Source organism: Bacillus sp. RK1064, assembly GCF_051488405.1.
Taxonomy (GTDB): Bacteria; Bacillota; Bacilli; order Bacillales; family Bacillaceae; genus Bacillus.
The window spans coordinates 603,147-615,640 of the sequence record NZ_JBPSCZ010000001.1; the positions used below are offsets into that span (position 1 = coordinate 603,147).

Sequence of the window (12,494 nt, forward strand, 5' to 3'; positions counted from 1 at the left end):
GAGTGATGCGTTTTGACTTTTACGCCTTACTTATGATTCATCTCCAAAGAAGAAGTCATCATCTTTTAACGGCTCTACAGTTGCTTTTTTGTAGCCGTTCCCTTTCATTGAGAAGAAGTCATGCGACTTTGTTTTTGTATTGAGTCCGTTCAATACAATTGGATTGATCTCTTCTTCTTCAAAGTAAGGGGCAAATCCAAGGTTCATTAACGCTTTATTGGCATTGTAACGAATGAACTTTTTCACATCATGTGATAAATTGACTTGGTCATATATATCTTCCGTGTAATGAAGTTCATTTTCATAAAGCTCGTTCAAGAGGTCAATCGAGAAATCATACAGCTCTTTTTGCACTTCAGGTGTTTGTTTGTTGTAAATTTCTTGCGCTAATAACCCAACGTACACACCGTGAATCGCTTCATCACGCAAAATCAAGTTGATGATTTCACCACTTTGCATGAGCTTTCCTTGTCCATAGAAATAAAGCGGGTAGTAAAAACCACTGTAAAATAGGAAGCTTTCTAAATAAACAGAAGCAACCATTGCTTTAAAGAGGGAAATCGGATCGTCCTTTTGAATCGAACGGTATAAACTGACAATCATATCTGCTTTCTTTTGCAAGAATTTATTTTTCTTGACCCATTCAAACACTTCACTGATCGTTTCAGTTGGTGCGAGGGTCATGAAGATATTTGAGTATGATTTTGCATGTACCGCATTTTCCATCATCGCCATAAAGTTTAATACAGCTTTACGCTGATGGCCGTCTACATGTTCAGCCACAATCGGCATCCCTGTATTTCCTTGTTCTGTATCAAGTAAAGTCAGGCCAGCAAGTACCTTCATGTACGTATCTCGCTCTTTTTCACCTAAATATTTCCATGTTAAGAGATCCCCGTTTAAGGAAATCTCTTCAGGAAGCCAGAACTGCTTCACATTTTGGTTGTAAAACATTTGTGTAAAATCGTCTTCGTGTTTTGACCAGTTGGCTGCATCATAAATTTTTGTCACGTTAAACTCTCCTTTAATCAAACAACACAAGAAAGACAGCCTTCCTGCCCTGTATCCTTCGTTCTTGCATAATAAAGTGTCTTAATGCCTTTATGGTGTGCATACAGATCGATACGGTTTAAGTCACGCGTTGTCATCGTATCTTTCAGGAATAGTGTAAAGCTGATTCCTTGATCGACGTGCTGCTGAATCGTTGCGATCATATCGACCACTTTAAACATGTCCATATCGTACGCTTCTTTATAGAAGAACCAGTTCTGCGCTGAAAGACCTGGCATTGGGTAATAGGTTTTGCTGTTGCCGTATGTTCTTTCTTCGATACGTTCCATAATTGGCATAACAGAGGCTGTGGCCGATTGCACATAAGAAATGGAACCTGTTGGTGCAATACATAAGCGGTAGCTATGGTACATGCCATTTTCCGCTACAAAGTCTTTGAGTGCTGCCCAGTCTTCTTTTGTTGGAATGTGCATGCCTTCAAATAGTGCTGCTGCTTTTTCTGTTTTTGGTGTGAAATCATTCTCCACGTATTTATTGAAGTACTCACCCGTTGCATAGCCAGAGCCTTCATAACGATGGAATGTTTCTCCTTTTTCTTTTGCAAGCTCACTTGAGCGTTTAATTGAATAATAGTTCACCATCATAAAGAAAGTATTCGCGAAATCTCTTGCTTCTTCACTTTCATAGGCAATTTGGTTTTGAGCCAAATACCCGTGAAGGTTCATCGCGCCAAGTCCGATTGATTTCATCGCTTTGTTCGCTTTTCGAACAGCCGGTGCATTGCGAATGTCTGTTGTTTCAGACACAAGTGTTAGTGAGTCTGTTGCAAGTTTGACCGTTTTTTCGATCGATTTGTTTTTCATGACATTCATGATATTTAATGAACCAAGATTACAAGAAATATCAAGACCGATTTCATCTTCTTGATCATAGTCCGTGTAAGAAGAGACCTCTGAAGCCTGAAGCACTTCTGAGCATAGGTTTGAGAATTTCACTCGTGAAATATGGTTTAATGCATGCTCTCTATTCACATTATCTTGGAACATGATATATGGATAGCCTGATTCTGAGCGAAGAACAGCCAATTTTTCAAGAAGCTTTCTCGGATTGACTTTTTCTTTTTTGACTTTCGGGTTTTCTACAAGCTCATCATACATTTCTTCCATGTCCATCTCATCAAGATGCTGTCCATATTCTTTATAGACTGTGTGTGGATAGAAGGTGTAAGCTGTTTTATCTTCTCTTGCCAGCTCGATAAATTTGTCCGGGATGACAACACCGATGGACAATGTTTTCACACGAACATCTTCATCAGCAGAGATTTTTTTTGTATCTAAGAAATCATTGATATCTCTGTGGAAAATATTGAGGTAGGCACTGCCTGATCCTTGTCTTTGTCCCATTTGATCTGCATATCTGAATGCATTATCAAGAAGCTTCATCACGCCGACGACACCTTTTGTCGCGTTTTCAACATCTTTGATTGCTTCGCCTTTTGCACGAAGTTTTGACAGGTTCAAACTGACGCCGCCGCCTAGTTTTGAAAGCTGCATTGAAATATCAATCGCTCTTGAAATATCGTTTAATGAGTCATTCACTTCAAGCAAGAAACAGCTCACAAGCTCACCGCGTCTTTTACGTCCAGCGTTTAAGAATGTTGGTGTACTTGGCTGGTACTCCTGATTGATCATCAGTTCTACAAACTCAAGGGCTTTTTCTTTATCTCCGCCCGCAAAGAAAAGTGCTACAACTGAAATGCGGTCTTCATAGCGTTCAAGGATTTTCTTTTTATCATTTGTTTTCAGTGCATAGTCGTTGTAAAACTTAAACGCACTCATGAATGATGGGAATCTAAATTTCTTCGCATATGCAGCTTCGAATACTTCTTTAATATCTGCCATGCTGTATTGTCTTAAAAATTCTTCCTCATAGTAGTCGTTTTCTATTAAGTAATCAATCTTCTCTTCTAAGTTGTGAAAGAAGACCGTGTTTTGATTAATATAATCTACGAAATAACTATGTACAGCTTCTTTGTCCTTATCAAACTGAAACTTTCCTTCTTTTTGAATCATAATCTCGTTATTTAATTGTATCCACTTTGGAACCTGATTTTGTGACAATTCTTTCTACCTCCTGTGTAAACAATTCAACATCCCTTTTTGTTCCGCTTAGTTCAAAGGTGTGCAAAATAGGAACTTGATATTGTTTAGAAATCGTATCGGCGCTTTTGGCAAAATTATCTCCCCACACTTTGTTTCCACTCACTGCAACACCTAGTAAAAGGTGGGCATTTTTCTCTAAAAAGGATTGAGTGGTACTAGGGACTTGTCCAAATCCTGTCGTAAAGGTGACGAGAATAAACGGCGTATCCAAAAACTCTTCTCCAGTCAATTTTCGTTTGTCTGTAAAAGGGGTCTTGTCCAAAAAGCGTTGAACATTTCCTGTTTTTGAATCAAATACGATTTGAATCAATTCCATCACGACCTAGTTTTTAGTATTGTTGATCATTTCGTTATTCACTATATATAGTATACTATGTTTTTTCAAAACACAACATATAGATGTTCGAAACGAAAAAAATCAACCAACCCGGCCGAACATTCATAGCCGAACTCGTACGTTCAAATAAATAGAGCAGAACAGGATCTAAAAATAGACTGCTCTACTCTCTATTCAACTGAAACCGAAATCTATCATAACACGAAAAAAAATCGCTTAGTAGACTAGACTTTTTGTTTTATTTTTTGTAGGCATCGCACTGTAAATCTTCTGACACTTCTGTAATTTCCACTTCAACACCTAATTCTTTTAGCACCGCTTCAAGCGCAGAGACGATTGAAGCTTCTCTGACTAATTCTTTCCCATTTACAGAAACGCTTGTTCCATATTCGAAACAGGAGTCGTCTTCACAAGTTTGTTCCCAATGATTAATTTTAATTTTGTGTGTCATGAACTCATCCTTTTCTGTCTAGATGTCTGATGCATGATTATAGTGTAGCGACTTCACATTCATTTGTAAATTCACGTGCTTACTCTTCTACAGAATCGTCATCATCATCATAATCTTCGTCCCACTCATCTATGTATTTTGTTTTAATAAGAGTCAGTTCTCCCTCTTTTTCGTCAAACCGGTACACATGTACTTCATCATCTTTCACAACAGCAAAGTGATTATTTTTTAGAGCAACAGCTGATTGTAAAAGACCTTCTATATGTCCATGATCATCTTGATTAGAATAGTTATGCCAGCTTTCCTGCCTGGATTCAATGTTTGAAATGGCGCACGATCCAAATAAGACAACAATCCCAATTAGTAGAAGGATCACCCTAATCCTTCTTAATTCAAGCTCTGCGTTTTCCATATCGCTTCCCTCACCTTTCTCCATATCCAATAAGGGATTATACGCAGAATAGGCAGAAAAGTTTCATGGCATGCAAAATAGCCCCTCTGCACTGACAAAAAACGTAGCGGGTTCCGGCCGGTTTATTCGCAGATGCATGGGGCTATTAGGTGGAACTATCCTATCCTATTCTAATTCTAGATTCACATTCTTTTGAGGTGCAAATGTAGAAATGGCGTGTTTATAAATAAGCTGCTGCTTCCCTTCTGTTTCAAGCAGCACCGTGAAATTGTCAAATCCTTTCACTTGACCGCGAAGCTGAAAGCCATTCAGTAAGAATACTGTGACAAAGGTATTGTCTTTACGAATTTGATTCAAAAATTGGTCCTGAATATTAATCGGTTTCATGTTTCGTCCTCCTTGATTCTGATAACTACAGTTTCGCTTTAAGTCCAAGCTTTCCTGCTATATATGCGAAAATTTCCTCTTTTTTGTCTGAAAAGTGGCAAGGCGGTGTCATGTCGAACCAAGTGACATCCATTTTATTACGGAACCACGTGAACTGACGCTTCGCATATCTGCGGGAATTTTGCTTTAATTGCTGGATAGCTTCATCAAGTGAGCAGTCACCTTGAAAATACGCATACAGCTCTTTATAACCAATCGCTTGAACCGATTGACAATCCTTCAAGCCAGATTGATAAAGTGCGCTCACTTCCTCAATTAAGCCTTCATCTATCATCATATCAATTCTTTGGTGAATGCGCTCGTACAAAAGCTCTCGATCCATTTTCAGCCCAATGAAGGCTGTATCATAAAGAGGAACTTCTTGATGACCACTTTGCATCTCCGACATTTTCTGACCTGTTGTATGGATCACTTCCAGCGCCCGGATCACGCGGCGGACATTATTCGGATGAATGGCTTTTGCAGCATCAGAGTCTAATGCCTTTAGCTTTTCGTGCAGCTGAAGGGGGCCATGCTGCTGTTCAAACAGCGCCATTTCTTCTCTAAAAGCAGGATCACTTTTCTCATCGGTAAATGTGTAATCATATAAAACAGATTGGATATACAAACCTGTTCCGCCGACGATCATTGGTGTTTTCCCTCTAGCGGCAATCTCTTTGATTTTCACACGGACCAGCTGCTGAAATTCAGCTGTAGAAAAGGATTCGTCCGGCTCTTTAATATCAATTAAGTGATGCGGGACACCATCCATTTCTTCAGGGGTGATTTTAGCTGTTCCAATGTCCATTCCTTTATAAATCTGCATAGAATCACCACTGATAATTTCTCCATTAAATGCTTTTGCTATATGAATGCTCAGTTTTGTTTTCCCGACAGCCGTCGGTCCTACTAATACAATCACTGGTTGTTTCGTTTTTTTCATAACATCACTCTCTTTTACAAACTGCCTACAGTATAGCATAACTTCTCTTTCTCTCCTATATACGGCCTATCACCAGCCGAGTGGTTCATTTCCGACCACTTCATATGTCTTCCCTTTTAATCGGTGCGTATGCGTCGGCCGCTCCTCGTCCGGACTATAGACAACTCCTCCGTACGGAATGGGGACAGAATCGTTATAGGCAGAAAACGTGACTTCCTCAATCTCGTGATAGTGCGTACCATCCAATCTTGGAATTGCCGGCCCTGTGACGCCGTAGTATCTGTGGAAATGCCCTCTCTCAAAAGAGGTGATCCCGCGATAGAAATGAGTATGCTGATCGGTATTACTTCCATTGACAGGCTGAGAAATGCCTTCTATTAAATGATAATGCTCTTCTGTTACATCCGTTCGTGCTTTATAGGCATGAGCATGCGGCGGGCATTTTGCCCAATCAGATAGATACAGGCCCATTTTTTACATTCCTCCTTATAATAGGCGTTCACCCAAACACATATAGGCCAATCGAATACACTGATGTCAGTTACAGTGATTTTATGTGAGAGGAGCCTTTTTTTATGAATTATTTTGATGCACCGCCATTTATGCAAGAAGACATGAGAAGACCTTTTGGTTTTGGCTTTGGACGCCCGGGTTTTGGGTTTGGGAGACCTGGATTCGGTTATGGTAGACCCGGATTCTTCGGACCTCCATTTTTAGGTGGTTTTGCTGGAGGTCTGCTTGCTGGGTCTCTGCTTGCGCCAGGCTATGGCTATGGGTACCCTTATCCGCCTCCGTACCCGCCATATGGACCATACCCTTATTATTAAATATGACGATTTAGCGAAATCAAATGAATCGATTGACACACTCGTTTTTGATGGGTTAACATTTACTTTACCGACCGTTCAGTAAAGTAGGTGTTTTTTTTATGTCTAAAACCAAAAAAGAGCAAATCTTTGATGCAGCTGCCCGCACGATCTTAGAAGAAGGATTAAGCCAGCTTACCCTTCAGCAAGTGGCAGAGCATGCACATATGACCAAAGCCGGCCTGCTTTATCATTTCGCAAGCAAGGAAGAGCTCATCCAAAAAATGAATGAGCATGCGATTCTTTGCTTTCGTCAGCAGCTCGAAACGTATCAAGAAACTTACAAGCATGAAAAAGCGCCTTATGTCCGTGCATATATATCGGCCACATTACATGATCTTGATCATCAAAATACGACTCAGCTATGTACAAGTATGCTTGCTACTATGTCATTTGATGAAGTGTTATTGAACCCTTGGCGTGATTTTTATGCAGAGTTCAAAGCGAAAGCAGCTGATGAAATCAATGACCCAACATTGAGCCAGCTGATTCGTCTTGCTTGTGATGGAATATGGTTTTCAGAAATGTTTCAGCTTGAACCGCTGAACCGAGAGGAAAAAACCCTTTTACTTCATCGGATTTTACACCTATTAGAGGAGGGATCATAATGATCCTCGGATATCTTTTTCTAGCTGTGGCGATTTTTTCAGAAGCGATTGGCGCCGTGATGTTAAAATTCTCCAACGGCTTTACTCGCTTTAAGCCGAGCGCTGTCGTTGTTGCTGGGTATACACTTGCCTTTTATATGCTGTCATTGACTCTGAATATCATTCCGCTTAGCATGTCTTATGCAACATGGTCTGGGGTTGGTACAATCCTCACGGCTATTTTTGGCGTGCTTTTTTTCAAAGAAACCTTGAACCAAAAAGCAGTCATTGGGATGGCGATGCTTGTCTCAGGAGTCGTACTTTTAAATATGTCATAAAGGATGTGAGAGATCATGAAAGGAATGCTCTATTTAACAGGAGCCATTTTGACGGAGGTTTTTGGCAGTACGATGCTGAAGCTTTCACAAGGTTTTTCGCAACTGCTGCCGAGTATTGGGGTCCTGATCGGATTTGGCTGCGCCTTTACCTTCCTCAGTTTGGCACTTAAAACCATTGACCTTTCGTCTGCTTATGCGACATGGTCTGGCGTTGGAACAGCACTCACTGCTCTTATCGGACTCGTGCTGTTTAACGAAACCATTCACATAAAAGGCTTCATCGGCCTTGCACTTGTGATATGCGGCGTGATTGTCTTGAACCTGTCCAAAAAACAAAAGGAAGAAAACAAAGAACAAATCGATCAAACCGAATGGACGTCATAAAAAAAGTCATTTTCTCCATTTAATAAGAGAAAATGACTTTTTTGTTTTTACCCGCCAACTTGAATGGTTTCTTCTAAGGAAATGGCCACATTTCCTTGAACAGCTCTTGAGATCATACATGAGCTTTCGGCTTTATGCGCGAGCTTGCGGGCCAGCTCAATATCTTGCGGGGAAGCGGATTGTTTGAGGATGATGACAGGCCGGTGAATGATTTTTTCATATGTAAACACACCATTGGTCACATCTACGACAGCCTCAGAACTCATCGTTAGATCCTCTTTCTCTAATTGGCTCCGCTCCATCATAGCGGCAAGTGTAATAATATAACACGTAGCCGCTGCACCTAAGAGCATCTCATCTGGATTTGTTCCAATGCCGGGACCGTCCATTTCTTTTGGAATTGAAATCTTCGTTTTTAACTGTTCACATGAGATTGTACCCACATCGTTACGCAGACCAGGCCAGCTCGCCTGAAGATGAAAATGATGACGCGCCATATTCGTCTCTCCTTTTATTATCACTTTTTATAGTGTAACAAGAATTCACGCTGCTTGTCTTAACATGTGCACCATCTTTATGTATATTCCTCATCCAGCACTGTCCGAATCGCCCTGACATACCGGTAGAACGTCTCGTTTTTTGTACTCGACCGCCGCCGAAAGTCAAAACTGTCAAATAAAGCTTCACGCTGACTTCTACTAATCTCTAGCTGTACACTTTGCCCTGTTTTTGTAAGATTATTAATATTATGATTGCTTGTTCCGCTCAGGGTTGCGTGTGCGACAGCCAGTTCAGCAGAAAATCCGTTCCGCTCTAATGAGTTCACAATTTTTTCTGCACGGTCGTAATCTGTTCCGCCAACGAGAGTATGGTCAATTCCTTCCTCACCTTTGTATCCATGAACTGCTAAGATATAATCGTGTGCTTTTGCCTGCGCGACGCCGACTGGCTCATCAAAGTTTGTGCTTGTAATATGAAGTTCTGACGCATTCTCTCTTAAGCCTTCAAACAAATACGTAGAGAAATCATTATCGAAAAAATGGACGATCTCGCTCACGCCGCCTTCAATCCTCCCGCCATGGGGTGACATCACTAGAAGACGGCTTCCAGGCACTGGGTTGGCTGTAATCTGATAGCTGCTTGTTGATTCGTTTTCTTCCAGTTCTTTAAAATTGCGATAAATATCATTTGAACCGCTTTCGTCTTCCCCACCTGATGACACTGGCTCATCATGTTCCTGTGCTTGCATTGTATAATAAACGCCCCATCCGATCGCAAGCAGGAGAAGCAAAGCAAAAAACTTCTTCATTCCCGTTCTCCTTTAACAGATTTCTAAGCCGTTTCTATGATTTATATTGAATCATCATTTCTTTTCATTTTTTCCACTTTTTCTCTTCAAATTTGATCATAACACTCTAGATCATGAGATTCCTCAAAAATAAGATAATTGCATTTATATACACAGAAACGCCTCTCCTCTTTAAAAACAGAGTTAGAATAGTATGACAGACAAATGAAGTTATGTTTAAAATGGCCTAGTTCTATCCAGTCTGTTTTCTTTAATTCGGCTTGTATTTATATGGATTTGATTTTTTTCCTCTGTGACAAGTCACATTTGTATGAGCATTGACCCTGTTTATCCCTCCCTTTTTTCTGCAAAATCGATTGTTTCACCGGTTCTCTTTGAAGAACTCTCCCACCTATCATCGGCAGATTCTACATGTTTTTCACCTTTTTCTATTATTTTACAAAATGTAAGCGCTTTTCTTTTTAAAGAGAAATCAGTCAGCCGCCAATATGAAGAAAAGGAGGGGCATGAATCCGAACCAAGCAGCTCTCATTCTCATAACGTAATAGTGTACAAGAATGGATAGCTAGAATGGAGGGCATTACATGTTTGGATTTTCTATGGTGCAAATGGTCAGAACACAAGCTAGTAAACTGGATCAGCCTTTAAGAGAAACCGTCCTTCACCTTTATAAACCTTTTAAATGGACGCCATGCTTTCTTCATCGTTTCTTGGAAGGAAGATTAAAGAAGAGAAAGAAGCTTCGTGTGATCATTGAATTTAAGGAAGGTGCGGTCGAAGCAGGTATTCAAAGCGCAAAACAGTTCATGAAAAAAAATAGAAAAACAAAAATTAAACGGCACTTTTCACATATCGACTGCTGCGCTGCTGACCTAACACCGGCTGCTTTAGAGGAGCTGTTAGCGAATGGTGAGCATATTCGTAAAATTTATTTAGACCGGAAAGTTCATGCACTTCTGGATGTGGCCACACAAGCAAGTCATACTGATGAAGTCATCCGAAACGGTACAACCTTAACAGGGGAAGGTATTACGGTCGCTGTCATTGACACAGGGATTTATCCGCATGAAGATCTAGAAGGAAGAATTCGCGATTTTGTGGATTTAGTCAAGCAAAAAACAAAGCCTTATGATGATAACGGGCATGGCACTCACTGCGCTGGAGATGTAGCTGGAGACGGAGCTGCCTCAGATGGCTTGTACAAAGGACCTGCTCCAAAAGCTAATTTAATTGGCGTGAAAGTGTTAAATAAACAAGGGGCTGGATCACTTTCTACTATTATAGAAGGGGTTGAATGGTGCATCCAGTTCAATGAAGATCATCCTGATGATCCGATTCATATTATGAGTATGTCACTAGGCGGAGATGCCCAGCGTTATGATGACGAACAAGACGATCCGATGGTGCGCGCTGTCAATGCTGCTTGGGATCAAGGCATTGTTGTATGCGTCGCTGCCGGAAACTCTGGTCCTAACAGCCAAACGATTGCGAGCCCTGCCGTCAGTCAAAAAGTTATTACGGTTGGCGCTTTTGATGACCGGAATACACCAGAATCAAACGATGATATCGTGGCACCATTTTCGAGCAGAGGCCCTACTGTTTATGGTGAAACAAAGCCTGATATTCTCGCACCAGGAGTAAACATCGTCTCTCTCAGATCACCAAGGTCCTTTCTAGATAAACTCGATAAATCAAGCAGAGTCGATGACGATTACACGACGTTATCTGGCACATCTATGGCAACACCGATTTGTGCTGGTATTTGCGCTCTTCTTTTAGAGCATTCACCAGATTTAACGCCCGATGATGTCAAAACCCTGTTAAAAGAAAATACAAGCAAGTGGTCTGGAGATGACCCGATGATTTACGGAGCAGGTGCCATTGACGCAGAAAAGGCCATCAAAGAATAAATTAAAAAAGCCCTTTACGTTGATTCGTAAAGGGTGTTGTTTGTCTGTTATTACGTGTGAAGTCTTTCATCTACTTGAGCAGCTGACATGTTATGCTTCGTTCTCATACATCTCATCTCCTTTTTGAATGTGCGTACGCGCTTCGATCACAATCTCAAAAAAAGTGGAAGATTCCTTGTACATGTCGCGTTCCTTATAATAATTAGCCGCATCAAGTGCTAATTCCTCTAAATCAGCAAACATTTTTTTGCTTCGCAGACCAAAAAGGGCCGACCTTAATTGCTCACAGCTGTCTTTTTCTATATAAAGCGCCTGCAAAAATTGGAATTTCAACTGATAAATTTCATCTTCCAATAAACAAGCCTCTTTCATTCCTTTACGTATAGCCTCGCCCGCCCGCTGGATATCTCCGAGTTTAAAACAAGTAAGGGCAAGTGAAAATAATGATTTGATCATCGTGGATGCTTGATCTTTTTGATAAAGGGAAATGGCTTGTTCAAAAAAGACAGTCGCTGTATGATACGTTCCCATACTATAATGACAAGCACCTAAGTTATTAAGAGCCATCGCTTTAAAATAAGATGTGCATTCTTGCCGTTCCATCGCTTCACAGACCTTTAACGCTTTTTCTAAATAAGGAAGCGCTTTTTGGTGCTGACTCACATCAATCCAATTACCTGCCATGACAAAATCACATTGAATGCTTCTTTTTCCATAAAGCTGATGTTTCTTATAAATGTCTCTCGCCTTTTTAGCATAATGCATGGAGAAATAAGTTTGTTTCATATGATAGTATACTTCAGCGATTTTATAGTAAAATTCCGCTTTTTCAATCTCATCTGTCACTAAGATCAGTTGATGTTCCGCATGCTTGTAATAGGAAATAGCCTCGATATACCGGCGCTGGATAAACGCATACATTCCATGGAAAAAATGAAAGTAATAGCCGAGCAAGCCTGTCATCTCATCTTCTCCATCTTCCATTTCTTTCGGAAAAGACACGGCTTGAAGCGTTTCACTCCCTGCATGGACTGGCGTTAAATGCTGAAGCATCATTTGATGGCGAAAATCCATTAGAGAATAATATAGAAGTAAATCTTGATCCTCTTCCATCTCATGAATTTCTTCTTCAACAAGGCGCTTCATATCGTTTGCTTGTTCGACTTCAAATTTGCAAATATGCGTGTACCATTGATTGATCTTTACACCTACTTCGGAAGATGGTATTTTGTGTGCCATCCACTTCAGCCCCATTCTATCATATCAAACTGATAACTATTATTTTACATAATTTATGTTTTTAAGGCAAATTGTAAGTTATTACATAATTTATGTTCATTTCGCATATTTCTATCTTT

At 40.4% G+C, this 12,494-nt stretch carries 16 protein-coding genes; 5 read left to right on the plus strand and 11 right to left on the minus strand.

Going from position 1 to position 12,494, the window contains the following annotated elements:
* Positions 1 to 30 precede the first annotated feature (30 nt).
* The 8 genes from nrdF to ACSSTM_RS03295 form a co-directional block, all read right to left on the minus strand.
* Positions 31 to 1,011: a class 1b ribonucleoside-diphosphate reductase subunit beta gene (nrdF, locus tag ACSSTM_RS03260; protein ID WP_034662137.1), complete on the minus strand. Its 981-nt coding sequence runs from the start codon at positions 1,009 to 1,011 to the stop codon at positions 31 to 33.
* A 17-nt stretch (positions 1,012 to 1,028) separates the two neighbouring features.
* On the minus strand, positions 1,029 to 3,131 hold the full coding sequence (gene nrdE, locus ACSSTM_RS03265; protein ID WP_034662140.1) for a class 1b ribonucleoside-diphosphate reductase subunit alpha: 2,103 nt from the start codon (positions 3,129 to 3,131) through the stop codon (positions 1,029 to 1,031).
* The gene (gene nrdI, locus ACSSTM_RS03270) at positions 3,091 to 3,483 is read right to left on the minus strand and encodes a class Ib ribonucleoside-diphosphate reductase assembly flavoprotein NrdI (RefSeq protein WP_008360380.1); all 393 of its coding nucleotides are present in this window, start codon (positions 3,481 to 3,483) and stop codon (positions 3,091 to 3,093) included. Before nrdI ends, nrdE begins: the two co-directional genes overlap by 41 nt.
* A 265-nt stretch (positions 3,484 to 3,748) precedes the next feature.
* A complete protein-coding gene (locus ACSSTM_RS03275; RefSeq protein WP_003212415.1) occupies positions 3,749 to 3,961 on the minus strand; it encodes a hypothetical protein in 213 nt (70 codons plus the stop codon).
* Positions 3,962 to 4,040: 79 nt separating this feature from the next.
* Positions 4,041 to 4,373 carry a YmzC family protein gene (locus tag ACSSTM_RS03280; RefSeq protein ID WP_034662143.1) on the minus strand — a complete coding sequence of 111 codons (333 nt, stop codon included), beginning with the start codon at positions 4,371 to 4,373 and terminating at the stop codon, positions 4,041 to 4,043.
* Positions 4,374 to 4,538: 165 nt separating this feature from the next.
* Positions 4,539 to 4,760, minus strand: a complete 222-nt coding sequence (gene hfq / locus ACSSTM_RS03285; RefSeq protein ID WP_003211269.1) for an RNA chaperone Hfq — start codon at positions 4,758 to 4,760, stop codon at positions 4,539 to 4,541.
* 25 nt (positions 4,761 to 4,785) lie between these two features.
* Positions 4,786 to 5,742: a tRNA (adenosine(37)-N6)-dimethylallyltransferase MiaA gene (gene miaA, locus ACSSTM_RS03290; protein WP_437403991.1), complete on the minus strand. Its 957-nt coding sequence runs from the start codon at positions 5,740 to 5,742 to the stop codon at positions 4,786 to 4,788.
* A 69-nt stretch (positions 5,743 to 5,811) separates the two neighbouring features.
* Positions 5,812 to 6,213: a YmaF family protein gene (locus ACSSTM_RS03295; protein WP_420734921.1), complete on the minus strand. Its 402-nt coding sequence runs from the start codon at positions 6,211 to 6,213 to the stop codon at positions 5,812 to 5,814.
* Positions 6,214 to 6,317: 104 nt separating this feature from the next.
* On the opposite strand from ACSSTM_RS03295, the gene ACSSTM_RS03300 reads away from it, so the two are divergent.
* The 4 genes from ACSSTM_RS03300 (at position 6,318) to erbB (ending at position 7,917) form a co-directional block, all read left to right on the plus strand.
* Positions 6,318 to 6,569 (plus strand): hypothetical protein, encoded by a 252-nt coding sequence (locus ACSSTM_RS03300; RefSeq protein ID WP_012010040.1) that lies wholly within the window; start codon positions 6,318 to 6,320, stop codon positions 6,567 to 6,569.
* Between the two features lie 101 nt (positions 6,570 to 6,670).
* Positions 6,671 to 7,216, plus strand: a complete 546-nt coding sequence (locus ACSSTM_RS03305; RefSeq protein ID WP_095285193.1) for a TetR/AcrR family transcriptional regulator — start codon at positions 6,671 to 6,673, stop codon at positions 7,214 to 7,216.
* A complete protein-coding gene (gene erbA / locus ACSSTM_RS03310; protein WP_034662156.1) occupies positions 7,216 to 7,533 on the plus strand; it encodes an SMR family multidrug efflux transporter EbrA in 318 nt (105 codons plus the stop codon). Before ACSSTM_RS03305 ends, erbA begins: the two co-directional genes overlap by 1 nt.
* A gap of 15 nt (positions 7,534 to 7,548) precedes the next feature.
* Positions 7,549 to 7,917 carry an SMR family multidrug efflux transporter EbrB gene (gene erbB, locus ACSSTM_RS03315; RefSeq protein WP_034662159.1) on the plus strand — a complete coding sequence of 123 codons (369 nt, stop codon included), beginning with the start codon at positions 7,549 to 7,551 and terminating at the stop codon, positions 7,915 to 7,917.
* Positions 7,918 to 7,964: 47 nt separating this feature from the next.
* On the opposite strand, the gene ACSSTM_RS03320 is transcribed toward erbB, so the two are convergent.
* Positions 7,965 to 8,414, minus strand: coding sequence for an OsmC family protein (locus ACSSTM_RS03320; RefSeq protein WP_034662163.1), 450 nt, complete (start codon positions 8,412 to 8,414; stop codon positions 7,965 to 7,967).
* Positions 8,415 to 8,491: 77 nt separating this feature from the next.
* A complete protein-coding gene (locus ACSSTM_RS03325; protein WP_034662166.1) occupies positions 8,492 to 9,226 on the minus strand; it encodes a poly-gamma-glutamate hydrolase family protein in 735 nt (244 codons plus the stop codon).
* Between the two features lie 584 nt (positions 9,227 to 9,810).
* Here ACSSTM_RS03325 and ACSSTM_RS03330 point away from each other — a divergent pair.
* The gene (locus ACSSTM_RS03330) at positions 9,811 to 11,136 is read left to right on the plus strand and encodes a S8 family peptidase (RefSeq protein WP_034662171.1); all 1,326 of its coding nucleotides are present in this window, start codon (positions 9,811 to 9,813) and stop codon (positions 11,134 to 11,136) included.
* 90 nt (positions 11,137 to 11,226) lie between these two features.
* Here the strand turns inward: ACSSTM_RS03330 and ACSSTM_RS03335 are convergent, their stop codons facing one another.
* Entirely contained in the window at positions 11,227 to 12,375 is a 1,149-nt protein-coding gene (locus tag ACSSTM_RS03335) for a Rap family tetratricopeptide repeat protein (protein ID WP_034666524.1), read from the minus strand.
* Positions 12,376 to 12,494: the final 119 nt, after the last annotated feature.

Coding starts and splice junctions, on each gene's coding strand:
- ACSSTM_RS03335 (WP_034666524.1), bottom strand. CDS start 12,375: ATGGCACACAAAATACCATCTTCCGAAGTAGGTGTAAAGATCAATCAA.
- ACSSTM_RS03330 (WP_034662171.1), top strand. CDS start 9,811: ATGTTTGGATTTTCTATGGTGCAAATGGTCAGAACACAAGCTAGTAAA.
- ACSSTM_RS03300 (WP_012010040.1), top strand. CDS start 6,318: ATGAATTATTTTGATGCACCGCCATTTATGCAAGAAGACATGAGAAGA.
- ACSSTM_RS03325 (WP_034662166.1), bottom strand. CDS start 9,226: ATGAAGAAGTTTTTTGCTTTGCTTCTCCTGCTTGCGATCGGATGGGGC.
- erbB (WP_034662159.1), top strand. CDS start 7,549: ATGAAAGGAATGCTCTATTTAACAGGAGCCATTTTGACGGAGGTTTTT.
- erbA (WP_034662156.1), top strand. CDS start 7,216: ATGATCCTCGGATATCTTTTTCTAGCTGTGGCGATTTTTTCAGAAGCG.
- miaA (WP_437403991.1), bottom strand. CDS start 5,742: ATGAAAAAAACGAAACAACCAGTGATTGTATTAGTAGGACCGACGGCT.
- ACSSTM_RS03280 (WP_034662143.1), bottom strand. CDS start 4,373: ATGGAAAACGCAGAGCTTGAATTAAGAAGGATTAGGGTGATCCTTCTA.
- hfq (WP_003211269.1), bottom strand. CDS start 4,760: ATGAAACCGATTAATATTCAGGACCAATTTTTGAATCAAATTCGTAAA.
- ACSSTM_RS03275 (WP_003212415.1), bottom strand. CDS start 3,961: ATGACACACAAAATTAAAATTAATCATTGGGAACAAACTTGTGAAGAC.
- ACSSTM_RS03295 (WP_420734921.1), bottom strand. CDS start 6,213: ATGGGCCTGTATCTATCTGATTGGGCAAAATGCCCGCCGCATGCTCAT.
- ACSSTM_RS03305 (WP_095285193.1), top strand. CDS start 6,671: ATGTCTAAAACCAAAAAAGAGCAAATCTTTGATGCAGCTGCCCGCACG.
- ACSSTM_RS03320 (WP_034662163.1), bottom strand. CDS start 8,414: ATGGCGCGTCATCATTTTCATCTTCAGGCGAGCTGGCCTGGTCTGCGT.